Source organism: Nocardioides sp. URHA0020 (assembly GCF_000620705.1).
Taxonomy (GTDB): domain Bacteria; phylum Actinomycetota; class Actinomycetes; order Propionibacteriales; family Nocardioidaceae; genus Nocardioides.
In genome coordinates, this window is sequence record NZ_KK211169.1 from 390450 (window position 1) to 416263 (window position 25814).

The window sequence follows — 25814 nt, forward strand, 5'->3', positions numbered from 1 at the left end:
TGGTGGACGCCGCGATCGAGGTCAGTGGTAGAAGTACGGGTCCAGCACGCTCACCTCGGTGATCCGGTCGACCGGCAGGCCGTTGGTCTCGGCCGCGGCCCGGATCGCCTCCGGGTCCGGGCCGTCGTAGAGGCAGTAGGTCAGCGACTTGTCGGTCGTGACGTAGGACTGCACCCAGGTCACGCCGTGCCCGGCGTTGCCGCCGACGACCGCGGCGCAGGTGGTCGCGCCGCCCTGGTCGGTGGGGATGTGCAGGCCGTCGGTGAACGTGCGCTGGACGAGGTAGCGAGGCATGAGGCCCTCCGGGGGACGGAGCCGGCGGTCCCGGCTCGGTGTCCCTCAGCCTGCTGCGGAAGGAGGACCGGCACCTCGGTCATCGCTGCCCATCTTGCCGACCCGACGGCGCCCAGGAGGTCGCGACCCGGGCGGCGTCGCGCCGCGACTCCACGCCGAGCTTCGCCAGGATCGCCGAGACGTGGTGGGCGGTCGTCCGGGGGGAGATGAAGAGCCGGTCACCGATCTCGACGTTGCTCAGGCCCGCGGTCAGCAGGTCGAGCACGTCGAGCTCGCGGTCGGTCAGACCGCCGGGGTTCCCCGCGGTGGCCCGCCGCGGGCGGCGGGGGACCGCGCCGGGGTCGAGCTCACGCAGCCGGGCCGCGACCCGGTCGGCGTCGGCGGTCGCTCCGATGCGGTGGAGCTCGCTGACGGCCTCGGCCAGCTGCTCGACCGTCGCGCACTCGCTGCGGGCCAGCGCGGCGTCGTACGAGCACCCGAGCCCGTCCCAGAGGTCGGCCGCGTCGGCCCAGCGGCCCCGGACCATCGCGCCGTACGGTGCCGCAGCTCCGTCGAGGCGGGCGTCGTCGGGCGCGAGCGTCCCCGACCGCACGAGCCACCAGCCGAGCTCGCCAACCGCCCACGGGTGGCCGAGCGCGACGGCCGTCGCGAAGGTGTCCGCCACGAGGGCCGGGACCTCCGCGGGATCGCGCGCGGCCTCGGCCCGCCCGGCAGCGGCCGGCCACAACCGCTGCAGGTCGCCCGTCGGCACGGCGAGCTCCCACGCCGCCGTGGTCCTGGCCTGCGCGTCGCGGTCGCCGCGACGGGCGGCCACCCGACCCAGGACCGTGGCCGCCGTGATCCGGCTGATCAGGTCGGCGTCCGGCGGCACCTGCGCCGCGGCCCCAGCGGCCGCCGGCCAGTCACCGACCTCGAGGTGGACCCGGGCGAGCCAGGCCGTGGCGTAGTGGGTGAGGCGGTCCAGGTCCCGCTCGGCACACCAGTCCTGGCACGCCGCGAGCGCCCGCCGCGCGACGGCGTACCTGCGGACCTCCCCGGCGCCGGAGCCCAGGTTGACGAGGTGGGTGGCGACCAGCAGGTCGTCGCCGGCCCGGCGGGCGAGCTCGGCGGCCTCGGTGAGCGTCGGCTCGGCGCTGTCCGGGTCGACGAACCAGCAGCTGGTGCCGACCGTGCCGAGCGCCCCGGCCAGCGCCAGGGTGTCACCGCGGGCGCGGGCGAGCTCCACCGCGAGGCGGCCCTGCTCCAGGGCCTGCGGGATCTCGCGCGCGAGCATGTGCAGCCTCGCGCTGGAGGCCAGCGCCGCGACCAGCCCGCCGGAGCCCGGGTGGTCGCGTGCGGCCGCCACCGCCTGCTGCGCGGCGACGCGGGCGTCGACCGCGTGACCGAGGTGCCAGAGGTAGGCGGAGTGCCGGCTGAGCTGGGCGGCCTCGCTCTCGGTGTCGTCGACCTCGCGCCACAGCCGCAACGACTCCTCCGACGAGCTCAGCGCCTCCTCGGTCCACCCGAGGCGGTGGCACGCCTCGGCGTGCAGGCCGAGGACCTCGGCCGCGCGCGTGGCGGGTACGCCGTCGAGGTGGTCGCGAGCACGGCCCAGGTGCACCCGTGCCTCGTGGGCCGAGCCCAGGCGTGCGGCCTGGGCGGCGGCGAGCACGCCGTGGTCGACCGTGACGACGTCGTCGCCCGCGAGGTCGGCGTGGTAGCAGATGCGGGCGTCCTGGTGACGCACCCGCGCGAGCAGGTGGTCGAGCACGGCCCGGTGCAGCTCGCGTCGACGGGAGCCCGCGATCGCCCCGGCCACGGCCTCGCGGGCGAGCTCGTGCCGGAAGGCCGCGGTCCGCCCGTTGCTCTCGAGCAGGCCGGTCCGCTCGCACGCGTCGAGGTCGTCGGGGGAGCCGCCCACGTCGTACAGCAGGTCGACCTCGACCCGGTCCGGCACCACCGCGGCCAGGTCGAGCAGTGCCCGGGCGGACTCCGACAGCCGGGCGGTGCGGCCCAGCACGGCCGCCCGGACGGAGCCGGGCACACCACCGTCGGCGGCGAGCAGCTCGGTCACGAAGAACGCGTTGCCGGCCGCGAGCCGGTGCACCCGCTCGGGATCGAGGTGGGTGTCGTGCGCGAGCCGGCGCACCTCGTCCTGGGAGAGCGGGCCGACGTGCAGCCGGCAGCTGCCCGGCAGCTCCGCCAGGTGGCCGAGCACCTGGAGGACCCGGGTCGGTGCGTCGCCCTCCTCCCGGCAGGTGACCACGAGAGCGGTGGCCCGGGGGAGCCGGCGGCCGAGGTAGACGACCAGGTCGAGGGTGGCCTCGTCGGCCCAGTGGAGGTCCTCGACGACGACCACGGCGGGGCCGTCCTCGAGCAGCTCCACGAGGGCGGCGAACCGGCTCTGGCGCGGCAGGTCGCTCGCCAGCACGGCGGCCAGCTCGCCGCCGGCTGAACGGGCGAGGTCGTGCAACGGCTCGAGCGGACGCGACGCGGCCAGCGGCTCGCAGGCGCCCCACAGCACGCGGGCCGTCTCGGCGTACGTCGTGGCGAGCGTGCGGACGAGCGTCGTCTTCCCGGCCCCGGCCTCGCCCGAGACGACCACGGCGCGGCCCGCGCCCGAGAGCGCCTCGCCGACCGCGGCGGCGAGGCTGACGCCCACCTCGCGTGGCAGCGGCTGCACATCGGGATCGTACGGCCCACTAGGGTGGGAGCGACCCCACCAGCACCAGCCCAGGAGCATGACGTGGCATCCATCGAAGCAGTCGGCGCCCGCGAGATCCTCGACTCGCGCGGCAACCCCACCGTCGAGGTCGAGGTGCTTCTCGACGACGGATCGTTCGCGCGGGCGATGGTGCCCAGCGGCGCCTCGACCGGCGCCTTCGAGGCGGTCGAGCTGCGCGACGGCGGGGAGCGGTACGGCGGCAAGGGCGTCGGCCAGGCGGTCAACGCCGTCATCCAGACGATCGCCCCGGCGATCGAGGGACTCGCCGCCGACGACCAGCGCCTCGTCGACCAGACGATGCTCGAGCTCGACGGCACCCCCAACAAGGCCAAGCTCGGCGCCAACGCCATCCTGGGCGTCTCGCTCGCGGTCGCGCGCGCCGCCGCCGACTCGGCCGGGCTGCCGCTCTACCGCTACGTCGGCGGGCCCAACGCCCACCTGCTGCCGGTCCCGATGATGAACATCCTCAACGGCGGCTCGCACGCGGACTCCAACGTGGACGTCCAGGAGTTCATGATCGCGCCGATCGGCGCGCCGACCTTCCGCGAGGCGCTGCGCTCGGGCGCGGAGGTCTACCACGCCCTCAAGTCGGTGCTGAAGCAGAAGGGCCTCTCCACGGGTCTGGGCGACGAGGGCGGGTTCGCGCCCAACCTCGACAGCAACCGGGCCGCCCTCGACCTGATCGCCGAGGCCGTGTCGGCCACCGGCCTCACCCTGGGCAAGGACATCGCGCTGGCGATGGACGTCGCGGCGTCGGAGTTCTTCAAGGACGGCGCCTACGCCTTCGAGGGCGGCTCCAAGACCGCCGAGGAGATGTCCGCCTACTACGCCGACCTCGTCGCGTCGTACCCGATCGTGTCCATCGAGGACCCCCTCGACGAGGAGGACTGGGAGGGCTGGAAGGCGATCACCGACCAGATCGGCACCAGGACCCAGATCGTCGGCGACGACCTCTTCGTCACCAATGTCGAGCGGCTCCAGCGCGGCATCGACGGCGGTCAGGCCAACGCGCTGCTGGTGAAGGTCAACCAGATCGGCTCGCTGACCGAGACCCTCGACTCCGTCGAGCTCGCCCACCGCAACGGCTACCGCTGCATGATGAGCCACCGCTCGGGCGAGACCGAGGACACCACGATCGCCGACCTCGCCGTCGCGGTGAACTGCGGGCAGATCAAGACCGGTGCGCCCGCCCGCTCCGACCGCGTCGCGAAGTACAACCAGCTGCTGCGGATCGAGGACGAGCTCGGAGATGCTGCGCGCTACTCCGGCGCGTCGGCGTTCCCGCGCTACCTCGGCTGAGCGACCCTAGGGGACATGCCCGAGTCTCGTCGTACGCCGTCGCGCGCCCAGCGCCCCGGCGGCCGCACCGGACCCGGTCGGGTCGGCTCGGCCGGCCGGGGCGGGGTGCGTCCGGCGACCGCCGACACCCACGGTGCGGGCATCCCCGCGGTGCGCCGCAGGCCACGGCTGACCGGTCGTGCGACGGTGCTGGTGCTGGTGCTCGCCCTGCTGACGATCTCGTACGCGTCCTCGATGCGCGCCTACCTCGACCAGCGCTCCCACATCGACGACCTCAAGAGCCAGATCGCTCTGCGCCAGGCGCGGATCGGCGACCTCGAGCGCGAGAAGCGGCGCTGGGAGGACCCGGCCTACGTGCGTCAGCAGGCGCGTGAGCTCAACTACGTGATGCCCGGCGAGACGGCGTACGTCGTGCTCGACGAGGACGGCAAGCCGCTCGACAGCGAGGCCGAGCTGAGCGACCCCTCGACCGTCGCCCCCCAGGCCCCGACCGCCTGGTGGTCCACGGCCTGGCGCTCGGTCGAGCTCGCCGGCCACCCGCCCAAGCGGGAGGCGCCGCCCGCCTCCAAGATCGACGAGAAGATCGACGGCACCGAGTAGCCGCACGGCCGAGCCGGCTCGCCGGTGGTTGAGGTGCGAGCGGAGCGGCCGTCCGGTGGTTGAGGTGCGAGCGGAGCGGCCGTGCGGTGGTTGAGGTGCGAGCGGAGCGGCCGTGCGGTGGTTGAGGTGCGAGCGGAGCGAGCCTCGAAACCACCTGAGATGATCACCCGGTGATCGACCCCGCCGACACCGCCGCCATCCACGCCCAGCTCGGCCGTGAGCCACGCGCCATCCACGAGGTCGGCCACCGCTGCCCGTGCGGCAACCCCGACGTCGTCACCACGGAGCCGCGGCTGCCCAACGGCACGCCGTTCCCCACGACCTACTACCTGACCTGCCCGCGGGCCGCGTCGCGGATCGGGACGCTCGAGGGCTCGGGGCTGATGAAGGAGATGCAGGAGCGCCTGGCGGACGACCCGGAGCTCGCCGCGGCCTACCGGGCCGCACACGAGCGCTACCTCGCCGCGCGGACCGAGCTGGCGACCGAGGTCGGTCAGAGCGTGCCCGAGATCGAGGGCATCTCCGCCGGCGGCATGCCCGACCGGGTCAAGTGCCTGCACGTGCTGGCCGGCCAGTCGCTGGCGCAGGGCCGCGGCGTGAACCCCTTCGGCGACGAGGTGCTCGACGAGCTCGGCGAGTGGTGGAGGTCCGGACCATGCGTGTAGCGGCGATCGACTGCGGCACCAACACGATCAAGCTGCTCATCGGCGAGCTGCCGGCGGTCGACGTGCGGGAGATGCGGATGGTCCGGCTGGGGCAGGACCTCGACCGCACCGGGCGGATCGCGGACGAGGCGCTGGTGCGGGCCTTCGCCGCGATCGACGAGTACGCCGAGCTCATCCGCTCGTACGACGTCCCGCCGGGACGGGTGCGCTTCGTCGCGACCTCGGCCAGCCGTGACGCGTCCAACGCCGACGTCTTCGTGGCGGGCGTGCGTGAGCGGCTCGGCGTCGAGCCCGAGGTGGTGAGCGGCGACGTCGAGGCGGCGCTGTCCTTTGACGGCGCGGTCCGCAACCTGCGGACCCCACCTGCGCTTCCGGTGCTGGTGATCGACATCGGTGGCGGGTCCACCGAGCTGATCCTGGGCGCGACCTCGCCGTCCGCGTCGGACTCGATGGACATCGGTTCGGTGCGGCTGCACGAGCGGCACCTGCACTCCGACCCGCCGACCGCCGCCGAGATCGCGGCCTGCGTCGCCGACATCGAGGCCGCCCTCGACGCCTGCCTGGTCTCGCCGGCGGACGCGGCCACCGTGGTCGGGGTCGCCGGCACCGTCACCCAGCTCGCGACCGTGGTGCTCGAGCTGACGGCGTACGACCGTCAGGCCGTCGACCAGGTCGTCCTGCCGGCGGACGCGGTCTTCGCGGCCGTCGACCGGCTCCTCGCGATGACGGTCGAGCAGCGGCTCGCCGTGCCCGCCATGCACCCCGGCCGCGCCGACGTGATCGGCGCCGGAGCGCTCATCCTCGACCGGGTGCTGCGTCGCACCGGCGCCGCCTCCCTGGTCGTCTCCGACTGCGACATCCTCGACGGGATCGCGTGGTCGATCGCCACGCCGGGGTAGTCCCTGACGTTTGCGGGGTCGTGAGCGGTGTTCACGGCCGGAAGCGTCAGGGACTACCCCGGCGGACCGGGTTTGACCACCCCGCAGACGGGCACCTGAGCAGCATGAGCAAGAGCAGCCTGTTGATCGGTGTCGGCATCGGCTACGTCCTCGGCTCGAGGGCCGGGCGGGAGCGCTACGAGCAGATCAGGTCCGGGGCCAGCAAGGTGGCGCACAACCCGACCGTGCAGACGGCCGCCGGTCGCGCGCAGGAGGCCGTCGGCCACCAGGCCGCCGCCGTCGCGGACGCGGCGAAGGAGAAGGTCGTCGCCGCGACCCACCGCTCCTAGCAGACTGGTGGCGTGAGCTCCGTCCCTCCCGGCACCGGCTGGCCCGGCGACCCCGCGACGCCCGAGACCCCGGTGGCGCGCACAGCGGCGCAGGTACGCCGCCTCGCGCACGGGCTGCCGCTCGAGGAGCTGGACGCCCGGGTGTCCGTCTGCCGGGCCTGTCCCCGGCTGGTCCGCTGGCGCGAGGACGTGGCGGACACCAAGCGGGCGGCGTACCGGCAGGAGACCTACTGGGGCCGCCCCGCCCCGGGGTGGGGGTCGCCGACGCCGCGCATCCTCGTCGTCGGCCTCGCACCCGCCGCGCACGGAGCCAACCGGACCGGCCGCGTCTTCACCGGCGACCGCAGCGGCGACTGGCTCTTCGCGAGCCTGCACCGGGTCGGTCTGGCCCGGATCGCGACCAGCACGCACGCCGACGACGGCCAGGAGCTGATCGGCACCCGGATGGTCGCGACGGTCCGGTGCGCGCCGCCCCAGAACAAGCCGACCGTGGTCGAGCGCGACACCTGCGCCCCGTGGATCGAGGCGGAGCTGGGGCTGCTCGTCGAGCACGTGCGGGTGGTCGTCGCGCTGGGCGGCTACGGCTGGGACGCGGCCCTGCGGTCGTACGCCGCGATCGGGTGGGACGTCGTCCGGCCCAAGCCGCGGTTCGGGCACGGCGCCGAGGCGCGACTGGTCGGCGGTGAGCGCGAGGTCCTGCTGCTCGGCTGCTACCACCCGAGCCAGCAGAACACCTTCACCGGCCGTCTCACCGAGCCGATGCTGGACTCCGTGCTCCGCCGCGCCGCGGACGCTGCGAGACTGTCCGGGTGACCTCGCACGCCATCACCGTCCTCGGCCACGACCGGCCCGGCATCATCGCCGAGACGACCGCGCGCCTCGCCGAGCTCGGCCTCAACCTCGAGGACTCCTCGATGACCCGGCTGCGCGGACACTTCGCGATGACGCTGGTCTGCGCGGGTGACGCGGCGGCCGCCGACATCGAGTCCGCTCTCACCGGCCTGACCGCCGACGGCACGCTGACCGTCACGGTGCGCGAGGTCCCCGAGGAGGACGCGGCGCCGACCGGCGGTACGCCGTACCTGCTCACCGTGCATGGTGGCGACCGTCCGGGCATCGTCTCCTCGGTGGTGGGCCAGGTCGCGCAGGTGGGCGGCAACATCACCGACCTGACCACCCGGCTCGCCGGAGACCTCTACGTCCTGGTCGCCGAGATCGACCTGCCGGCCGAGGTCGACGTGGTCGCGCTCGAGGGCAGCATCGCCGCCGTCGCGACGACCCTCGGCGTCGGCGCGACGCTGCGTCGCGCGGAGGCCGACGAGCTGTGAGCGACCCGTACGTCGGGGGCCGCGTGCTCGACGTGGTCCGCGCGCCCGCCGCCGTGCTGTCCACGCCGTCGTCCGACGTCGACCCCACCGCACCCGAGATCGTGCAGCTGGCGGCGGACCTCGTCGCCACCATGCGGGTCAGTCCCGGCTGCGTCGGCCTGGCCGCGCCGCAGGTGGGCGTCGCCGCCCGGGTCTTCTGCGTCGACGTCTCGGCCCACCCGAAGACGCGCGAGCACCACGGCACGTTCGTGCTCTGCAACGCCGAGGTCGTCGAGGCCAGCCGCAACGAGCGTGCCCGCGAGGGCTGCATGAGCGTCCCCGACCTCACCGGCGACGTGAAGCGCGCGACCCGGCTCGTGGTCACCGGCCAAGTGCCCGGCACCGGCGAGCACGTCACGATCACCGCCGACGCCTTCGAGGCGCGCGCCCTCCAGCACGAGATCGACCACTGCTCCGGCCTGCTCTTCCTCGACCGGGTGGCCGGCGCGCACGCGCTCCACCAGCGCCAGACCTACTTGTAGGCTCCGGCGACCGGCCCCTGTATCCCAACCGGTAGAGGAAGCCGCCTTAAAAGCGGCTCAGTCTGGGTTCGAACCCCAGCGGGGGCACCGACGCCCCGCTAGCCTGCCGACATGGCGACCACGCGGACGTCGGAGCCGGGCCGGGTCCGAGGGCGCCGGCAGCTCTCCGAGGCTGCGGTCATCACCTGCGCCTGCTACCTGGCCGGTGCCGTCGTGCTCCTCCTCGTCCTCGGCGCAGTCGACAGCGAGGCGTCGGTCTGGCTGGCCGTCGTGCTCACCGTCGTGGTGGCGGTGGTCGGACTCGCGCTGACGGCTCGGTCACGCTCGCGCGAGCGGGGGCTCGGCATCCTGCTCGGTCTCGGGGTCGCTGTCGGCACCGGGCTCGGCACCGGGCTCGTCGCGGTGCTCGTCGTGGCGAGCCTGATCGCGTCGCGGACGACCTGACCGGTCAGGCGTCGCGCAGGTCCAGCTCGCGGCTGCGTCGCCAGGCGTAGACCGGCTGGTAGCGGTCGTGCAGCGTGGTCATCAGGCTGATCAGGCAGAGGAAGAAGAACGTCGTCCAGCCGGCCGAGGTGCGGTTGAGGGCGAAGTCGAAGATCCCGACGATCCCGACGTTCACGACCACGCGCACGACCACCGCCACCGCGGCGGACTCGATCGTCCACTCACGCCTCGAGAAGAGCAGCGTGATCGCGGCGTTGACGGCGACCAGGCTGCCGATCGACACGAAGAGCTCCACCGTGGACATCTCCACCGTCGGCAGGAAGAGCCCGTAGATCGCCGACACGAGGCCGACCAGCACGATCTTCTCGACCGTCATCCAGGAGATCACCCAGCCGCCGGCAAGGTGCAGCACGGAGAGCTTCTCGCTGGTGTCGACGGCGTCGGGGATCGGGTCGGAGACGACCCGGAACGCGTGGTCCGGCTGCGGCAGGCGCGGGCGTACGCCGAACCAGAGGATCGCCGCCAGCAGCACGAGCAGCCCGATCAGCAGCGGCCACGCCCACGAGTAGTCATCCAGGGTGTCCGTCACGTCGAGCTCGGCGATGTGCAGCCAGTACTCCTGCGGCAGCTTGACGAAGATCCAGATGAACGCGGCCGTGAGGAGCCACGCCCGCTGCGTCACGGGCCGGGTGCTCCAGCGGGTGCGCCACAGCTCGTAGGCGATGAAGAAGTACTCGAACGTGTTCGGGAAGACCAGCAGCACCCAGCGCTCATGGGTGACCTCGAAGGTGAAGGCCCCGACGAGCCGGTAGTAGAAGAGGAAGCGGGCGATGGCGAACGCGTGCAGGTTGTCCCAGTTGCGCATCGCGGAGAGGTAGGCGACGGACAGGTAGAAGATGTCCATCGCCTTGTCGTAGCTCTGGTAGCCCGGCGGGTCGTAGCCGAAGGCCTGGAAGATCGACTGGTCCGCGGCGTCGAGCACGAGGCAGGCGATGATCGCGGGCAGCGGGAACCGGGGGATCAGCAGGGGCAGCAGGAACCGGCCGGCGACGACGACGACGAACACGACATGTTCCACGGGGCTGATTGTGGCCCCTGCGCACGGCCGCCGCAGTCGCCGCGCCCAACCTGAGACCCCGTGCTCCCAGCGGACTCCCAGCGCCGCCCAAGCCGGCGCGGCCAGGCTGCGGCCTCGACCTTCCGCCCGAAAGGCCCGCCGATGCCCCGCTCCACCGTCCGTGTCGCCGCGGCGCTCCTCGTGCTCGCGCTCGTCCTGCCGATCCTGGCCCTGGTCGCCGAACGTGCCGACGCGGCCGTCCCGACGACCCGCGTCGTCGCGGGGGAGCAGGTGGTGATCGCCGGTGCGACGCCACAGCGCGTACGCCGTCCGGTCGTGCTCCAGCGCCTCGTCCGCGGCCACTGGCGAGCGGCCGACCGTTCCTGGACCTCCGGCGCAGGCCGCTACCGCTTCACGCTGCGCGCCCGGGCCGTCACCTACCGGGTGCTCGCGCCTCGCGTCGGGGCCGGGGGAGACCGGCTGCCGGCCTGGGTCTCGCCCCGGACGACGATCCGCGTGCTGCCCCAGTCCGCCCGGGTGATCGTGCCGGTCACCGCCGAGTCCGGCGCGACGGTGACCTCGAGCGGCCGCTTCACCCCGGTCCGTCCCGGTCGACCGGCGCTGCTGCAGGCGCTCCGGCCGTCCGGGTGGGTCACCGTGGCCCGGGCGACCCAGGACGCGCGCGGGCGGGTCTCGTTCGCGACGAGGCCGGCCGCGACCGCGACGTACCGTGCCGTCGGCGTGACCTGGCACGGTGCGCGTGCCGTCAGCACGAAGCCGTCGACGGTCGCGGTCAGCTCGCCGGCGGCGGGGCGCACGCCGTGGGTGACGGGCTACTACGCCGCCTGGTTCTGGCAGTGGCTCTACCCGCCCGAGGAGGTCGACATGACGGCGATGACGCACGTCGTCTTCGGTCGGGTCGCCCCCGGGGGCGGCTCGCTCGGCGGCCGGCCCGGTGGGCTCCAGCCCGGTGCGGTCTCGGCCCAGGAGCCCGGAGGCGCGCCCGACGGGAGCGGTCGCAGCGTCGAGGACTACCTGGTCGCGAAGGCGCACGCAGCCGGCACCAAGGCGCTGCTGATGCTCGGCGGCGACGGCCTCGACGGGGCCGGGTTCATGCGCTCGAGCAGCGACGCGACCCGCGCGAGGTTCGTCGACACGATCGCCGACTACCTCGTGCGGCACCGGTACGACGGCGTCGACATCGACTGGGAGAACTGCCTCGACGGCCACCCCGGGTGCGGCGAGCGCGTCGGGCAGGCGCCCGTCACCGCGCAGGAGGCGCGCCGGAGGCTCGTCGCCCTGATCGGCGACCTCCGGGTCGAGCTCGCGCGCCGTCCGCGCTACGCCAGCGCTCCGGCCCTGATCACGTTCCCCGGCTACGCGGTCAAGATCAACGAGATCCAGGACGGCAGGGTGGAGCCGTGGCAGGCCGACGTCGCCGTGCGCGTCGACCAGTACAACCTGATGTCGTACGGCATCGGCACGACCTGGAACGGCGCCGGCTGGCTGTCCTGGTTCTCCGGCGCCCTGTCCGGAGCGTCGGGCCAGACCCCGGTCGACCTCTCCTCCAGCGTGGCGGCGTACGTGCGCTCCGGGGTGCCGCGCCACCGGATCGGCATCGGCATCGGCATCGGCCTCTACGGCATCTACTACGGCCCCGGCATCACCGGTCCGCGGCAACCCACCGAGGACAACGAGGTCTACGAGACCGACGACGTGGCCCTCGCCTACTCCGAGCTCGACCGGATGGGCTACCTCGCCCACGGCGAGCGGAGGTGGGACGTCGCCGCGCAGTCGACCTACCGCGTGTACGACGAGGGCGGGTTCGTCCCCGAGCCCGAGGGCGGGCTGCCGCCGCGCGCTCCTGCCGGCCTGCTGTCCTACGAGGACGAGCAGTCGATCGCGGCCAAGGCCGCTTGGGTGCGCGACACCGGCGTGGGCGGCACCATCGTGTGGACCCTCAACTACGGCTGGCTCCCGCGCACGGGCACCAACCCGTTGCTCGACGCGGTGAAGGCGGGCTTCCGCGGGTAGTCCGGGGTCAGTCGGGCAGCACGTCGGCGCGTGCCTCGACCAGATCCGCGGGTGCCGTGAGCCGCCAGGCCTCGAAGACCAGTTCGGCGAGCTCGTCGCGATCGACCCCGTCGAGTCGGACGACCACCCAGCCGAAGCCCCAGGCGGTGAACTGCACCTCGAACACGTCCGGTCGCTCCGCCACCAGCGCGAGCTGCTCGGCGATGGTCTGCTTCAGCCCGACGGTGCACGTGGGCTCCCACAGGTACGCGAACACGCGGCGGCGTACGTCGAAGCGCCAGTAGCGGTCATGGTCCGAGCGCTCGACCTCCGGCAGCTGGTCCACCACCTCGTGGAAGTCGGAGATCTGCGAGCCAGGCACAGGGGGAGTCTGCCCGATCCGGGAACGTTGGGGACGCGGTCGGCGTTGGATCCAGTGAGCCCGCCTAGGATGGGCTCGTCCGGTGACCCGTCACAGCGACGACACCCCCGGCCTCGAGGAGAGACCAATGCAGAGCAACAACCCGGTGTTCCGCCGTTCCGAGGAGTTCAACACCGCCGGCGCCCAGCGCCAGGCCGGCTACTCCGACCCGTCCACCTGGGGCACCGGCACGCCCGGTCAGCCCGGACTCCAGACCCCGGTCGCCACCGGTGGTCCGATGACGATCGACTCGGTCGTGCAGAAGACCGCGATCGCGCTCGGCGTCGTCATCCTGACCGCGGCCGCGACCTGGATCCTCAGCCCGGACGTCAGCGAGAACACGCTGCCGGCCGACATCAGCGGCCTCATCGCCGCCGCGACGATCGGCTCGCTGCTGGCGTTCGTGCTGTCGATGGTCAACTCGTTCAAGCGGGTCATCAGCCCCGGCCTCGTGCTGCTCTTCTGTGCCGCGGAGGGCGTCGCCCTCGGCGCGATCAGCAAGGTCTTCGAGCTCGCCTACCCCGGCATCGTGATGAGTGCCGTAATCGGCACGTTCGGCGCCTTCGCCGGCACGCTGGCCGTCTACAAGTTCTTCAACATCAAGGTCACCGACAAGTTCCGTCGCATGGTCGTCGCGGCCATGCTCGGTGTGGTCGCGATCAGCCTGATCGAGGTCGTGCTGAGCCTCTTCGGTGCGCAGATCGGCCTCTTCGAGGACGGCAAGCTCGGCCTGCTCTTCGCCGTGGTCGGCCTCGCCCTCGGTGTGTTCATGCTGGTGCTCGACTTCGACTTCGTCGAGCAGGGTGTCGCCAACGGCCTGCCGGACCGCGAGGGCTGGCGCGCCGCCTTCGCGATGACGGTCAGCCTGGTGTGGATCTACACCAACCTGCTGCGGATCCTCGCGATCATGCGCGACTGACCGACGCCGTACGACGAAGGGCCCCGGGGCATCGCCCCGGGGCCCTTCGCATGTCCGTGCGGCGTCAGAAGAGCTCGTAGGAGGCGTCGTCGCCGCCATGGAACCCGAGCGCGTAGGCCAAGCGCCAGAGCCACCAGGGCCACAGCGATCAGGCCGTGCACGATGATCACCGGCCGTGGCATCAGGTCCTCGGCCCGCTTCGTCGCGGCCAACGCGACCCACGGCAGGACGTCGGCGCCGCTGGCGGAATCCGATGCAACCGGGTCGGTGGCCGGGTGCGAAGTAGTGCGTAAGACCGGCGCACGGGTCGCGACGCGATCAGGCGCCACCGCCACGCACACAGGGAGAGAAGACATGAAGCACCGGATCGCCGCAGGACTCACCGCCACCGCGATTGTCGCGACTGGACTGATGGCAAACACCGCCGCCCCGGCCTCGGCAAGTCTGGGTGACCGCAGCCTCGCCGCGGTCCTGGCCGCCGACGGTCACCACTTCGACCACAACTGGGGCGACTTCGACATCGTCGACGAGGCGGTGACGACCGTCCTCAAGGCCAAGCCCGACAGCCCCGTCGGTGTGCTGGCCAAGGGCAACGTCCGGTTGACGGCGTTCCTGCCGACGGACGCGGCCTTCCGGCGTCTCGTCACCAGCGTCACCGGCAAGAAGCCGGCGTCCGAGAGCGCCACCTTCAAGAAGGTGGCCGGTCTCGTCGACGTCGACACCCTCGAGGCCATCCTGCTCTACCACGTGGTGCCGGGCGCGCGGATCAACGCGGCGCAGGCGAGCAAGGCCGACGGTGCGAAGCTCAAGACGGCGGCCGGGCTGAACCTCCGCGTGAACGTGAAGCGCAGCGGTGCGATCAAGCTGCTCGACAAGGACAAGGACGCCTGGAACGCCACGGTCATCCCGTCCAAGGTCAACATCAACAAGGGCAACACGCAGATCGCCCACGGCATCAGCCGCGTCCTGCGGCCCGCGGACCTCTGAGGGATCATCGATCCGGTGCTGCGCCGCGCCGCCCCCCCAGCCGCGTGGCGCAGCACCCCCCTTGCGAGCGCGTCCCTCACGCGGTCGTCACCGGTCGGTCGCGATGAGCACCAGGTCGGGTCAGACCCCGATCGTCCACGGTGCGAGCCTCCACGGCTCGCCGTGGGCGACTCCCGGCACGGACGCCGTGATCACGTCCCGTCGTGCGAGATGACGTCGCTCACGGCTGCCGTCGCGGTCGCGTCACGGTGTCGGTGGAGTCGTCGTCGACCGACGCGATCACCCGCAGCGCGTGGTCGAGGAAGCTGATCGTCCAGGCGAAGCTGGAGTCGACGGCGGCGTCGATCCGGAAGCCGTCGGCCGACTCGAGGCTCGCGAACCCGTGCAGGAGGCTGCGCAGCATCCGCATGGCATGGATCTCCTGGGTCGGCTCGAGGTGATAGCTGCGCAGCATCGCCGCCCATGAGGCCAGGACCCGGTCGGTGGCGGGCACCAGCGGGTCGTCCGGGCCGGTCGGACGAGCCAGGTTGCCCGCGGCGTACCGCCCGGGGTGCTCGAGCACGTACCTGCGCATCGCGAGAGCGCCGGCGGTGAGCGCGTCACCGCCGGCCCGCCCCTCGATGGCTCGGCCCAGTGCGTCTCCGAGCTCGACCATGGCCAGCACGCCGATGCGGTGGGCAAGGTCGCCGTGGCTGGTCACGTGCTTGTAGAGCGACGGGGTCCGCACCCCCAGCCGGTCCGCGAGGAGCGTCATGCTCAGGTGGTCGAGCCCGACCTCGTCGACCAGGTCCGCTCCCGCCTCGGTCACCACCGCCTGGGTCAGGCCGGCCCTAGGCACCGCCGAGCGTCCTGGTCAGGAAGGGGATCGTCAGCGCCAGCAGCTGGTCCGGAGTCTGGACGTGCGGGTAGTGACCGGCACCCTCGATGACCGCCAGCTCCCCGAGCCCCGCCGGCAGATCGGCGAGGATCCGCTCGCCCTCGGCCCGAGGGTCGGCCCAGTCGGGGTCGAGGCTGCCCTCGACGACCAGGACCGGGCAGGTCACCTCGGCCAGCTTGGCGCCGGCATCGCTGGGGCTGGACCTGCACATCGCCTGCAGGGCCTTCATCCGCCCGGGCTCGGCCAGCTTGTCCTCGATCCGGGCCAGCTCGTCGTCCCAGTCGTCCGGCTTCACCGGCACCGCCAGATCGAGGTACCGGGTCCAGTTCTGCGAGCGCCCGCGGACTATCACGAGCGCCATCTGCACGTAGCCCCTGCGGAAGCGTGAGGCGGTGACGAGGCCCTTGAGGTCCAGCGACTGGGTGCGCGTGAACGGCGCCAGCTCGACGATGCCGGCGACCACGTCCGGGGCGTCGGCTGCGGCGACGGTCGCGGCGCCGCCGCTGATGGACTGGCCGATGATCACGGCCGGGCCGCCCAGGTGACGGACGAGCGTCACCAGGTCGGCACCGATGCTGGTCCTGCTGTAGTCGTCCCACTCCACGCTGGAGTCACCGCAGCCGCGGATGTCGACGTTCGCCACGCGGAAGCCCTCCCTGACCAGGGCCGGGGCGAGGAAGCGGTAGGAGTGCCTGCTGTCGCCGATGCCGTGGCTGAGCACGACCAGGGGCCCGTCACCGGTGAGGTCGTAGGCGAGGGTGTTGCCGTCGATGGAGAGGTGCGAGATCACGGTGGCTCCAGAGTGTGGCTAAGAGGATTAGCCTCCAGCCTAGTCGCATTCGCCGGTTTGTCGAGTCCCGGCCCGAGTCGCCCGGCTATCGTCGCCACCGTGCCCGGTCTGCAGCGCATCCTCGTGGTCAGCACGACGGCGAGTGAGGGTGAGCTGGCGCGGGTCCGTGACGAGCTCGGTCGCGACCCGGTCGTCATCACCGCCCCGACGGGCGATGCCGAGCGGGTGGCCCGCGCCCTCGACGTCGGGCCACAGGTCGAGGTGCTGCTGGCTCCGACGGGCTCGCCGGACGCCGACCGCGGTCATCGCCTCGACGACCTGGTCCGGCGCTACGCCGTGCACGACCGGTTCAAGGACGTCGTGGTGGTCGCGGACTCGGTGACCTCGGCACTGCTCCTGCAGACCCTTGCGCCCGGCCAGGTGTCCGCCGGGGGAGCGGTGACGACGGTGGGCCTCGCCCGCGGAGATCGTCCGGTCGCCGTACGGCGTGCGGTGGCCTCCGGGCTCGTGCTGGGTGTGGCCGCGGGTGTGGCGCAGCCGCTGGCGCCGATCCTCACGCTGCCGGGTCTGGTGGCGCTGGTCGGTCTGGTCCTGCTGCTGGTCCCGCGCTGGCGGCACCTGGGGCAGGAGCTGCTGCTCGCGACGGCGGTCGCCGCCGCGGTCGTCATCGCGATCGTCGCGGGCTCGGCCCGCTTCCCCGACGGCTGGTGAAGCGGGCCGGTCGTCACCGCACCTTGAGCCGAGCCCGCAGGGCTCCACCGTCGTCGACGAACGCGATCGTCGACGCGAACCTGTCGATGGTGCTCCCGGCGACGTCCCTGATGGCCGCGCCCGCCCTGGTCCGAGACTCCACCGTCACCTTGTCCGTGCGCCGGTCCACGAGGAGCAGGGTGCCCAGGTTGGCGTTGTTCCGGTAGGCGAGGACGGTGACGTAGCGTCCGGTCGGGCTGATCGCGGACACCTTGGCACCGCCCGTCATCAGGGAGCGGTAGCGGCTCGGGAAGCGCAGCTTGTCGCTCGTGTGCTTGGCCCGGTCCCACACCGCCGGCATCTCCGGGTCGATCTGATGCGGTCGCTTGGCGGTGTACGCGTAGCCGAGGAAACGCCCGTTCGCACTGAGCCTCGAGTACCAGGGCTCCCCGCGCACCGTGCTGGTCGTCCGGGTGCGCTGGTCCGACAGCACGGTCAGCGCCATCTCGCCGGTGATGGCCGGGATCACTCCCAGCAGCACGTGGCGTCCGTCATCGCTCATGTCGATCGGCCACGTGTACTCAGCGAAGCCGTTGGCACCGGTCACGAGACGGGCCGTGCCGGTGGACCTGCGCCACACGAACGCGTGCTCGATCTCGCCGCTGTGAGCACCACCCAGGGCCTTGAACGAGCTGTAGGCCACGAACGCTCCACCGCGGCCGACATCGGCGGCTCGGTAGTTCGCCGTCGTCGACTTCGCCGCGACGACGCGGGTCTTGCGGGTGACCCGGTCCCACGTCACCAGCGTCGTCGACCAGCTGCCGTCGGAGGTGGTGGTGTCGGGCACGAAGTCGGTCGCCCGCGTGTAGGTGACGTACCGCCCGTCCGAGCTGATCACGGGCGCGACGGCGGCAGCGCCCGCGGGCCTGCCGGCCCAGACGATCGTCCTCGTGCGCGTCCTGGTGTTCCACAGCACGGCCTGGGGCTGCGTGGCGGACGAGTGCGTCGGCAACCACGTGCCCGTCTGGTAGACGACGAAGCGGCCGTCCGCGCTGACCGACGGGCGGGACTCCGCATCCGACCTGGCCTCGACCAGCACCGTGCGACGTGCCGGCTTCGCCGCTGCCTCTGCTGCGGGGACCACGCCGACCAGCACCGCCGAGGTCAGGATGAGCGCGGACGTCGCCGCAGCCGGGATTCGTCGTCGCATGACACGGACTGTAGGCGCTCTACGACGCCTCGGTCGCTGTCTCCTCCTGCTCGTCGGGCGCCGCGCCCTCGGTGTCGGGGTGCCGGCGGCGGTGCCGCAGCTCCACCCAGCGACCGCGTACGCCGAGGCGCGAGCCGCCCACCTCGGTGCCCCCGAGCTCCGTGCCGGGGACGTCGACCGCCTGGACCGCCGCGGCGGCGATGGGCAGCACGCCCTCGCCGCGGTAGGCCTCGGGCTCGGCCTCGTCGTCCGGGGTCAGCCCGAGCGCCGCCAGGGTCGAGGGGAGCAGCACCTGGACCAGCGACCGGTAGCCGCTCGCCGACGGGTGGAACTGGTCGGGACCGAAGAGCACCGCCGGAGCAGCCGCGAACTCCGGCCCGAGGATCGAGCCGAGGGACACGGTGCGGCCGCCCTCCTCGAGCACGGCGATGGTCTGCGCCGCCGCGATCCGCCGCGACCACGCGCGCGCGATCTGCTTGAGCGGGGGCATGATCGGCTTGATCGTGCCGAGGTCGGGGCAGGTGCCGACCAGGACCGCGACGCCGGCGTCGTGCAGGCGACGTACGGCCTCGGACAGGTGCCGCACCGACGCCGCCGGGAGCACGATGTGGGTGACGTCGTTGGCGCCGACCAGGATCACGGCGACGTCGGGGTCGGTGGGCAGCGCCCGGTCGACCTGTGCTCCGAGGTCCGAGGACATCGCCCCCACCACAGCGAAGCCGCGCAGGTGCACGCGTCGGTCGGCGAGCTCGGCGACGCCACTGGCGAGCACGGCCCCCGGCGTCTCCTCGACCCGGTCGACGCCGTACCCCGCCGCACTGGAGTCACCGAGGATCGCGATCTTGATCGCGGGCCCGGGGCGACCCCGGCCGTACCAGCCGCTCGGGTCCGGCGGTCGCTCCGAGCTCGCCTCGCCGATCACCCTCCGGGCGGACTTGGCCTCGAACGTCAGCACGCCGTAGAGCGCGACGCCGAGGGCGGACAGCCCACCGCCGCCGTACGCCGCGGCGGACGCCAGCTTGCGCGCAGCTCCTGCTTTCCCCACGCCCTCACCCTACGGACTCGGAAGGGAGGCAGGGCGCGGGGTTTCCGCGGTTGCGAGAAGCACGCCTAGATTGAGGCCATGCAGTACGTGAACTCGCTCCTGGACCTGATCGGCAACACCCCGCTGCTCAGACTGTCCAAGTCCATGGGCTCCCTCAACGGCGCGACGGGACCGATCGTCCTGGCCAAGGTGGAGTACCTCAACCCCGGTGGCTCCGTGAAGGACCGCATCGCGACGCGCATGATCGAGGCCGCCGAGGCGTCCGGCGAGCTCCAGCCGGGAGGCACGATCGTGGAGCCCACGTCGGGCAACACCGGTGTCGGGCTGGCGATGGTCGCCCAGGCCAAGGGCTACAAGTGCATCTTCGTGTGCCCGGACAAGGTCAGCGAGGACAAGCGCAACGTGCTCAAGGCGTACGGCGCCGAGGTGGTCGTCTGCCCGACCGCGGTCGAGCCCGAGCACCCGGACTCCTACTACAACGTCTCCGACCGGCTCGCGTCGCAGCCGGGCGCCTGGAAGCCCGACCAGTACTCCAACCCGCACAACCCGCGCTCGCACTACGAGACGACCGGGCCGGAGATCTGGGCGCAGACCGAGGGCCGGATCACGCACTTCGTCGCCGGCGTCGGCACCGGCGGCACGATCAGCGGCACCGGCCGCTACCTCAAGGAGCAGAACCCCGACATCACGGTGGTCGGCGCCGACCCCGCCGGATCGGTCTACTCCGGCGGCAGCGGGCGGCCCTACCTCGTCGAGGGCGTGGGCGAGGACTTCTGGCCCGACGCCTACGACCGCGACGTCGCGGACCGGATCATCGAGGTCTCGGACGCCGACTCGTTCGCCACCACCCGCCGCCTGGCCCGTGAGGAGGCGCTGCTCGTCGGTGGCTCCTCCGGCATGGCGGCGTACGCCGCGATCCAGCTCGCGCACGAGCTCGAGGGCACCCCCGAGGGTGCCGACGCGGTGATCGTCGTGCTGCTGCCCGACTCCGGCCGCGGCTACCTCACCAAGGTCTTCAACGACGAGTGGCTGGGCCAGTACGGCTTCCCCGTCGAGGGCGTCGAGCGCCACGTGCAGAGCGTCGGTGAGGTGCTGCGCGGCAAGGACGGCCGGCTGCCCGACCTGGTCCACACGCACCCGGGCGAGACCATCGCCGAGGCGGTCGCGATCCTCCAGGAGTACGCCGTCTCGCAGATGCCCGTCGTCCGCGCCGAGCCGCCCGTGGTGGCCGCCGAGGTCGTCGGCTCGGTCTCCGAGCGCACGCTGCTCGACCTGCTCTTCACCGGCGCCGCCCGGCTGACCGACAGCGTCAGCGAGCACATGTCGCCGCCGCTGCCGAGCATCGGGTCGACCGAGGAGGCCTCCGAGGCCGTCGGCGCGCTCGAGGGTGCCGACGCGCTCCTCGTGCACGAGGACGGCAAGCCGGTCGGCGTCGTCACGCGGCACGACCTGTTGGCGTATCTGGCCCGCGGCTGAGCCTGGTTCCGCTACGTTGAGCCGGTGTCCACCGCGATCGAGCCACGTTCGCGGTTGGCCCGGCTGACGATCCTCAGCGTCGCCTTCGCAGCGGCCGCGATGCTGGCCGGGGTCCTCCTGGTCATCGAGATGGTCATCGCCCCCACGGTCGTCGACCTGGCGAGCCTGCCCTTCCTGTACGGACGGGACGTCCCGGGACGGTCCGTCCTGCTGGCGGCGGTCTTCGCGGCGGCCGCCGTCGTGATGACCCTGTCGGCGGCGCACGTGCGCGTGCTCTACCAGGTGCTGCGCCGCGACCGGCGGCTGCCGGGTCTCCACCGCGGCCGCGTCAGCGCGATGATGCTGCGGCGTACCGCCGTCGACGCCGGGATCGACGGGCCCGACGGGCACCAGGACGCCCGGCAGGAGGCGCTGTCCGAGGCCCTGCCGGTCGCGCTGCCGACGCTCGAGGAGCTCGAGTCCGTCGGTCCGGCCGTGCGGATCACGGTCCTGGTGCCGGCCCACGACGAGCGCCTGGTGATCGGTCTCGCCCTCACCTCGCTGCGCGAGCAGACGCGTCCGCCCGACCACGTGGTCGTCATCGCCGACAACTGCACCGACGAGACCGCCGACATCGCTCGCTCGATGGGCGCCACGGTCATCGAGACCGTCGACAACACGGAGAAGAAGGCAGGAGCGCTCAACCAGGTGCTCGCCGGCCTGCTGCCCGGGGCCGAGGTGCCCGACGTCTTCATGGTGATGGACGCCGACACCGCGCTCGTCCCGGACTTCCTGGAGATCGCGGCCGGTCGACTCGAGCAGGACGCCGACCTGATCGCCGTCGGTGGCATCTTCGAAGGTGAGCCGGGTGGCGGCCTGGTCGGTCAGCTGCAGCGCAACGAGTACGCCCGCTACCGACGCCAGATCGGCCGTCGCAAGGGCCGGGTCTTCGTGCTGACCGGCACCGCGACGCTCTTCCGCGCGTACGCCCTGCGGGCCGTTGCGGACGCCCGCGGGCTGATCCTCCCCGGACCCACCGGGAAGGTCTACGACACCTGGGCGATGACCGAGGACAACGAGCTGACGCTGGCGCTGAAGACCCTGGGGGGCCGGATGGTGTCGCCGCAGGAGTGCCGCTGCATCACCGAGATCATGCCGGACTGGCGGGCGCTGTGGCGCCAGCGCAGCCGGTGGCAGCGAGGCGCGCTGGAGAACGTCGGGGCCTACGGGCTGACCCGCACCACCGCGATCTACTGGTGGCAGCAGCTCGGCATCGGCTACGGGACCCTGGCCTTCCAGGCGTTCCTCCTGCTCATGCTGGTGACCCTGATCTCCGCGCCGGCGGTGGCCCTGTCGGGCTTCTGGGTCGGCATCGGCAGCGTGTTCCTGGTCGAGCGCATCGTCACCGTCTGGGGTGCCGGCTGGCGTGGTCGGCTGCTGGCCCTCCCGCTGGTGGTCGAGCTCGTCTACGACGTGTTCCTGCAGGCGGTCTACGTGGCCTCGCTGTGGAGCATCGCCACGGGGCGCACCTCCGGCTGGAACACGGTGGCGAGGGAGGAGACCCCGTGACGGTCCTGGGCATGCTGCTGCCGACCGACACCCTGCAGTCGGGCTGGTTCGGGGTGCTGGCCGCCTTCGTCGCGGTGAACACGCTGGGCTACGCCGTGCTCGCGCTCGGCAAGCTGGTCCCGCGCCGCCGGCGGTGATCACGCCGTACCCGACCAAGCAGTTGCTTGGTACGGTGCTGGCATGACGGACACGGCGACCCCGGCGATCGAGGGCTGGTTCACGACCGGTCCGGCCCCGGCACTGGTCGGGACGCGCTGCACGACGTGCGGCACGGTCTTCTTCCCCCGGGCGTCGGGCTTCTGCCGCAACCCCGCCTGCGACGGCGAGACCTTCGAGGACACCGAGCTCTCGCGGCGCGGGACCATCTGGTCCTACACGGATGCGCAGTACCAGCCGCCGGCACCGTACGTCCCGAGTGCCGATCCCTACGTCCCGTTCGCCATTGCGGCCGTCGAGCTGCCCGAGGGGCTGGTCGTGCTCGGCCAGGTCGCGGACGGGTACGGCGTCGCCGACCTGCACGTCGGGGCCGAGGCCGAGCTCGTCGTCGAGACGTTGTACGTCGACGAGACCGGCGACCGGACGATCTGGCGCTGGAAGCCGGTCGTCGAGATGGGCCAGGAGGCCGACCAGTGAGCGCGCACGACGTCGCCGTCGCGGGGGTCGGCATGCACCCGTGGGGCAAGTGGGGCAAGCACTTCGTGACGTACGGCGTGCACGCCGCCCGCGCGGCCCTCGCGGACAGCGGCATCGCCTGGCAGGACGTCGACCTGATCGTCGGCGGCGAGACCGTGCGCAACGGGTACGGCGGCTACGTCGCCGGCGCGACCTTCGCCCAGGCGCTCGGCTGGAACGGCGCGAAGGTCGCGACGTCGTACGCCGCCTGCGCGACCGGCGCCCAGGCCCTCGACACCGCGCGCGCCCGGATCCTGGCGGGTCTGAGCGAGGTCGCGCTCGTCGTCGGCGCCGACACCACCCCGAAGGGGTTCCTCGCGCCCAACGCCGGCGAGCGCTGGGACGACCCGGACTGGCTGCGCTTCCGGCTGCTCGGCATGACGAACCCGGCGTACTTCGCCCTCTACGCGCGCCGGCGGATGGACCTCTACGGCGCGACGCAGGAGGACTTCGCCCGGGTCAAGGTCAAGAACGCCAGGCACGGGCTGGAGAACCCGAACGCGCGCTACCGCAAGGAGGTCTCGGTCCAGGACGTGCTGAGCAGCGCCGTCGTCTCCGACCCGCTGCACCTGCTCGACATCTGCGCCACCTCCGACGGCGCGGCCGCGGTCGTGCTCTGCTCGACGGAGTACGCCGCCCGGCACGGCCTGGGTGGCGGTGTGCGGATCAACGCCATCTCGACCGTCACGCCGACCTTCCCCAACACGGTCATGGACATGCCCAACCTGTCGACCGACGCGACGACCGCGGTGGCTCCCGGCGAGCTGACCTTCAAGGAGTCGATCGGCGCCGCGGCGTACGAGGAGGCGGGCATCGACCCCTCCGACGTCTCGCTCGCGGAGGTCTACGACCTGTCGACGGCGCTCGAGCTGGACTGGATGGAGGACCTCCAGCTGTGCAAGCGCGGTGAGGCCGAGGTGCTCCTGCGGGCCGGCGACACCACGCTCGGCGGTCGGATCCCGGTCAACCCGTCCGGAGGTCTCGGCTGCTTCGGCGAGGCCGTCCCCGCGCAGGCGCTCGCGCAGGTGTGCGAGGTGACGTGGCAGCTGCGCGGCCGGGCGACCGGCCGTCAGGTCGAGGGCGCGCGGGTCGGCGTCACCGCCAACCAGGGGCTCTTCGGTCACGGCTCGTCGGTGGTCCTCAGCGTCTGAGGCGGCGTGCCGCGGCGGCGTACGGCGGCGGCGTACGGCGGGGTGGTTTCGAGGCTCGGGCCTGGCGGCCCTCGCACCTCAACCACCGGGCGGGCCTGGCGGCCCTCGCACCTCAACCACCGGGCTGGGTGGTTTCGAGGCTCGGGCCTGGCGGCCCTCGCACCTCAACCACCGGGGTCTCGTGGTCCAGGTCACGACCTGACGGGGTTCCGACGACCCCGGTGACCGGCGCTCGGCGGACTTTGAGAAAGTTTTCACAAGCGCCGAGAGCAGCCTCCGGAGAGGGACACGATCCGGGACCTTTGGCCCGATCCGGGGGACCCTCCGGCCCGGGCCAGGGGAGCAGGGTTGCTCCTAGCGTTGGCCCGGCGCAGTCGCTCTTGGCCGAGGAAAATGGTGAGTGGAGATCCACGTGGACAGCATTCTGGACATCGCTCGGTGGCAGTTCGGCATCATCACCGTCTACCACTTCCTGTTCGTGCCGCTGACGATCGGGCTGACCGCCCTGGTCGCCGTCATGGAGACCCAGTGGCTGCGGACCCGGGACCCGGCGTGGCTGCGACTGACCAAGTTCTTCGCCAAGCTGATGCTGATCAACTTCGCGATCGGGGTCGTGACCGGCATCGTCCAGGAGTTCCAGTTCGGCATGAACTGGTCCGACTACTCGCGCTTCGTCGGTGACGTCTTCGGCGCTCCGCTCGCGGTCGAGGCGCTGCTCGCGTTCTTCCTCGAGTCGACGTTCCTCGGGCTGTGGATCTTCGGCTGGGACAAGCTGCCGCGCAAGCTGCACTGCGCCTGCATCTGGATCGTGCACCTGGGCACGCTCGCGAGCAGCTGGTTCATCCTGGCCGCCAACTCCTGGATGCAGCACCCGGTCGGCTACCGGTACAACCCCGAGTCCGGTCGCGCCGAGCTCACCGACTTCTGGGCCGTGATGTTCAACAAGGTGCAGCTCGCGACCTTCCCCCACGTCATCCTCGCGGCGTACATGACCGGTGCGGCCTTCGTCGTCGGCGTCGCCGCCTGGCTCTACGTCTCGAAGCGGCACCAGGAGGACCGGCAGACCTACCGCAAGGCGATCCGCCTCGGCGCCTGGGTGGTGCTCGTCGCGGGCCTCGGCGTCGCCGTCAGCGGCGACTACCAGGGCAAGATCATGACCGAGGTCCAGCCGATGAAGATGGCGGCGGCCGAGGCCCTCTACGACACCGAGGCGCCGGCGTCCTTCTCCGTCATCACGATCGGCACGCCGGACGGGCAGACCGAGAAGTTCTCCATCAAGATCCCGCACCTGCTGTCCTTCCTCGCCACCGGCACGTGGGACGGGGAGGTCCAGGGCATCAACGACCTGCGGGCGCAGTACCAGGAGAAGTACGGCCAGGACCCGGGCGCGCGCTACTACGACCCGTCGGGCAACTACTCGCCGATCATCCCGGTCACCTACTGGTCCTTCCGCTACATGATCGGCCTCGGGATGGGCTCCGCCTTCCTCGCCGCCGTGATCCTCTTCCTCACCCGCAGGGGGAGGGCACCGACGACGAGGTGGTTCGGCCGGATGGCGATCGCGACGCCGATCCTGATGCTGCTCGCCAACTCCGCCGGCTGGATCTTCACCGAGATGGGTCGCCAGCCCTGGGTGGTCTTCGGGCTAATGAACACCTCCCAGGGCGTCTCGCCCGGGGTCAGTCCCACCGAGGCCTGGATCTCGCTGCTCGCGCTGACCGGCCTGTACGGCGTCCTCGCGATCATCGAGGTCGGCCTGATCGTGCGCTTCTCCAAGAAGGGGCTGGAGCCCTTCGAGGAGCCGCCGGACCCGACGCTGCGTGGCAGCGACGACGACCACGACCGCCCGCTGGCGTTCGCCTACTAGAGAGGAGC

Annotated in this window: 27 protein-coding genes and 1 tRNA gene; 20 read left to right on the forward strand and 8 right to left on the reverse strand. The window is 72.3% G+C overall.

Annotated elements, in window-relative coordinates:
• Positions 1-21: 21 nt before the first annotated feature.
• Entirely contained in the window at positions 22-294 is a 273-nt protein-coding gene (locus N542_RS0116710) for a DUF4242 domain-containing protein (RefSeq protein ID WP_028644906.1), read from the reverse strand.
• 79 nt (positions 295-373) lie between these two features.
• Positions 374-2956 carry an ATP-binding protein gene (locus N542_RS0116715; RefSeq protein ID WP_028644907.1) on the reverse strand — a complete coding sequence of 861 codons (2583 nt, stop codon included), beginning with the start codon at positions 2954-2956 and terminating at the stop codon, positions 374-376.
• A 63-nt stretch (positions 2957-3019) separates the two neighbouring features.
• Here N542_RS0116715 and eno point away from each other — a divergent pair, with 63 nt between their 5' ends.
• From eno to N542_RS0116765, 10 genes are all read left to right on the forward strand, one after another.
• The gene (gene eno, locus N542_RS0116720) at positions 3020-4297 is read left to right on the forward strand and encodes a phosphopyruvate hydratase (RefSeq protein ID WP_028644908.1); all 1278 of its coding nucleotides are present in this window, start codon (positions 3020-3022) and stop codon (positions 4295-4297) included.
• 15 nt (positions 4298-4312) lie between these two features.
• Positions 4313-4897 carry an FtsB family cell division protein gene (locus tag N542_RS0116725; RefSeq protein WP_028644909.1) on the forward strand — a complete coding sequence of 195 codons (585 nt, stop codon included), beginning with the start codon at positions 4313-4315 and terminating at the stop codon, positions 4895-4897.
• Between the two features lie 170 nt (positions 4898-5067).
• Positions 5068-5562 carry a DUF501 domain-containing protein gene (locus tag N542_RS0116730; RefSeq protein ID WP_028644910.1) on the forward strand — a complete coding sequence of 165 codons (495 nt, stop codon included), beginning with the start codon at positions 5068-5070 and terminating at the stop codon, positions 5560-5562.
• Positions 5553-6461 (forward strand): Ppx/GppA phosphatase family protein, encoded by a 909-nt coding sequence (locus N542_RS0116735; RefSeq protein WP_028644911.1) that lies wholly within the window; start codon positions 5553-5555, stop codon positions 6459-6461. Before N542_RS0116730 ends, N542_RS0116735 begins: the two co-directional genes overlap by 10 nt.
• Positions 6462-6565: 104 nt before the next feature.
• Positions 6566-6790, forward strand: a complete 225-nt coding sequence (locus N542_RS27935; RefSeq protein ID WP_051551932.1) for a hypothetical protein — start codon at positions 6566-6568, stop codon at positions 6788-6790.
• Positions 6791-6802: 12 nt separating this feature from the next.
• Complete coding sequence (locus N542_RS0116745; RefSeq protein ID WP_028644912.1) at positions 6803-7603, forward strand: uracil-DNA glycosylase; 801 nt, start codon at positions 6803-6805, stop codon at positions 7601-7603.
• A complete protein-coding gene (locus tag N542_RS0116750) occupies positions 7600-8118 on the forward strand; it encodes a glycine cleavage system protein R (RefSeq protein ID WP_028644913.1) in 519 nt (172 codons plus the stop codon). Before N542_RS0116745 ends, N542_RS0116750 begins: the two co-directional genes overlap by 4 nt.
• Positions 8115-8639, forward strand: coding sequence for a peptide deformylase (gene def / locus N542_RS0116755; protein ID WP_051551934.1), 525 nt, complete (start codon positions 8115-8117; stop codon positions 8637-8639). The genes N542_RS0116750 and def overlap by 4 nt, the downstream gene beginning before the upstream one ends.
• Positions 8640-8652: 13 nt before the next feature.
• A tRNA-Leu gene (locus tag N542_RS0116760) sits at positions 8653-8726 on the forward strand.
• Positions 8727-8750: 24 nt separating this feature from the next.
• A complete protein-coding gene (locus N542_RS0116765) occupies positions 8751-9083 on the forward strand; it encodes a hypothetical protein (protein ID WP_028644915.1) in 333 nt (110 codons plus the stop codon).
• A 4-nt stretch (positions 9084-9087) separates the two neighbouring features.
• On the opposite strand, the gene N542_RS0116770 is transcribed toward N542_RS0116765, so the two are convergent.
• Positions 9088-10161: a hypothetical protein gene (locus N542_RS0116770; RefSeq protein WP_197025994.1), complete on the reverse strand. Its 1074-nt coding sequence runs from the start codon at positions 10159-10161 to the stop codon at positions 9088-9090.
• Positions 10162-10302: 141 nt separating this feature from the next.
• Between N542_RS0116770 and N542_RS25320 the strand changes: the two genes are divergently transcribed.
• Positions 10303-12174, forward strand: coding sequence for a glycosyl hydrolase family 18 protein (locus N542_RS25320; protein WP_081795253.1), 1872 nt, complete (start codon positions 10303-10305; stop codon positions 12172-12174).
• 7 nt (positions 12175-12181) lie between these two features.
• On the opposite strand, the gene N542_RS0116780 is transcribed toward N542_RS25320, so the two are convergent.
• A complete protein-coding gene (locus tag N542_RS0116780; protein ID WP_036508234.1) occupies positions 12182-12535 on the reverse strand; it encodes an MmcQ/YjbR family DNA-binding protein in 354 nt (117 codons plus the stop codon).
• An 82-nt stretch (positions 12536-12617) separates the two neighbouring features.
• Here N542_RS0116780 and N542_RS0116785 point away from each other — a divergent pair, with 82 nt between their 5' ends.
• Entirely contained in the window at positions 12618-13493 is an 876-nt protein-coding gene (locus N542_RS0116785) for a Bax inhibitor-1/YccA family protein (protein ID WP_231482708.1), read from the forward strand.
• 411 nt (positions 13494-13904) lie between these two features.
• Complete coding sequence (locus N542_RS0116790; protein ID WP_197025995.1) at positions 13905-14480, forward strand: fasciclin domain-containing protein; 576 nt, start codon at positions 13905-13907, stop codon at positions 14478-14480.
• A gap of 220 nt (positions 14481-14700) precedes the next feature.
• Here N542_RS0116790 and N542_RS25325 read toward each other — a convergent pair whose 3' ends face one another.
• Complete coding sequence (locus N542_RS25325; RefSeq protein ID WP_051551937.1) at positions 14701-15318, reverse strand: TetR/AcrR family transcriptional regulator; 618 nt, start codon at positions 15316-15318, stop codon at positions 14701-14703.
• On the reverse strand, positions 15311-16147 hold the full coding sequence (locus N542_RS0116800; RefSeq protein ID WP_028644920.1) for an alpha/beta fold hydrolase: 837 nt from the start codon (positions 16145-16147) through the stop codon (positions 15311-15313). Before N542_RS0116800 ends, N542_RS25325 begins: the two co-directional genes overlap by 8 nt.
• Positions 16148-16246: 99 nt before the next feature.
• Here N542_RS0116800 and N542_RS0116805 point away from each other — a divergent pair, with 99 nt between their 5' ends.
• A complete protein-coding gene (locus N542_RS0116805) occupies positions 16247-16858 on the forward strand; it encodes a hypothetical protein (protein WP_028644921.1) in 612 nt (203 codons plus the stop codon).
• A gap of 13 nt (positions 16859-16871) precedes the next feature.
• Here N542_RS0116805 and N542_RS0116810 read toward each other — a convergent pair whose 3' ends face one another.
• Together N542_RS0116810 and N542_RS0116815 are read right to left on the reverse strand one after the other, a co-directional pair.
• On the reverse strand, positions 16872-18047 hold the full coding sequence (locus tag N542_RS0116810; RefSeq protein ID WP_028644922.1) for a hypothetical protein: 1176 nt from the start codon (positions 18045-18047) through the stop codon (positions 16872-16874).
• 19 nt (positions 18048-18066) lie between these two features.
• Entirely contained in the window at positions 18067-19092 is a 1026-nt protein-coding gene (locus N542_RS0116815) for an SGNH/GDSL hydrolase family protein (protein ID WP_028644923.1), read from the reverse strand.
• Positions 19093-19170: 78 nt separating this feature from the next.
• Between N542_RS0116815 and N542_RS0116820 the strand changes: the two genes are divergently transcribed.
• From N542_RS0116820 to N542_RS0116845, 6 genes are all read left to right on the forward strand, one after another.
• The gene (locus N542_RS0116820) at positions 19171-20568 is read left to right on the forward strand and encodes a cystathionine beta-synthase (protein ID WP_028644924.1); all 1398 of its coding nucleotides are present in this window, start codon (positions 19171-19173) and stop codon (positions 20566-20568) included.
• A 24-nt stretch (positions 20569-20592) separates the two neighbouring features.
• The gene (locus N542_RS25330; protein WP_197025996.1) at positions 20593-22116 is read left to right on the forward strand and encodes a glycosyltransferase family 2 protein; all 1524 of its coding nucleotides are present in this window, start codon (positions 20593-20595) and stop codon (positions 22114-22116) included.
• Positions 22113-22253: a hypothetical protein gene (locus tag N542_RS27615; RefSeq protein WP_155993163.1), complete on the forward strand. Its 141-nt coding sequence runs from the start codon at positions 22113-22115 to the stop codon at positions 22251-22253. Before N542_RS25330 ends, N542_RS27615 begins: the two co-directional genes overlap by 4 nt.
• A gap of 43 nt (positions 22254-22296) precedes the next feature.
• On the forward strand, positions 22297-22749 hold the full coding sequence (locus N542_RS0116835) for a Zn-ribbon domain-containing OB-fold protein (RefSeq protein ID WP_028644926.1): 453 nt from the start codon (positions 22297-22299) through the stop codon (positions 22747-22749).
• Complete coding sequence (locus N542_RS0116840) at positions 22746-23939, forward strand: lipid-transfer protein (protein WP_028644927.1); 1194 nt, start codon at positions 22746-22748, stop codon at positions 23937-23939. Before N542_RS0116835 ends, N542_RS0116840 begins: the two co-directional genes overlap by 4 nt.
• A gap of 412 nt (positions 23940-24351) precedes the next feature.
• Positions 24352-25806, forward strand: a complete 1455-nt coding sequence (locus N542_RS0116845) for a cytochrome ubiquinol oxidase subunit I (protein ID WP_028644928.1) — start codon at positions 24352-24354, stop codon at positions 25804-25806.
• Positions 25807-25814 lie beyond the last annotated feature (8 nt).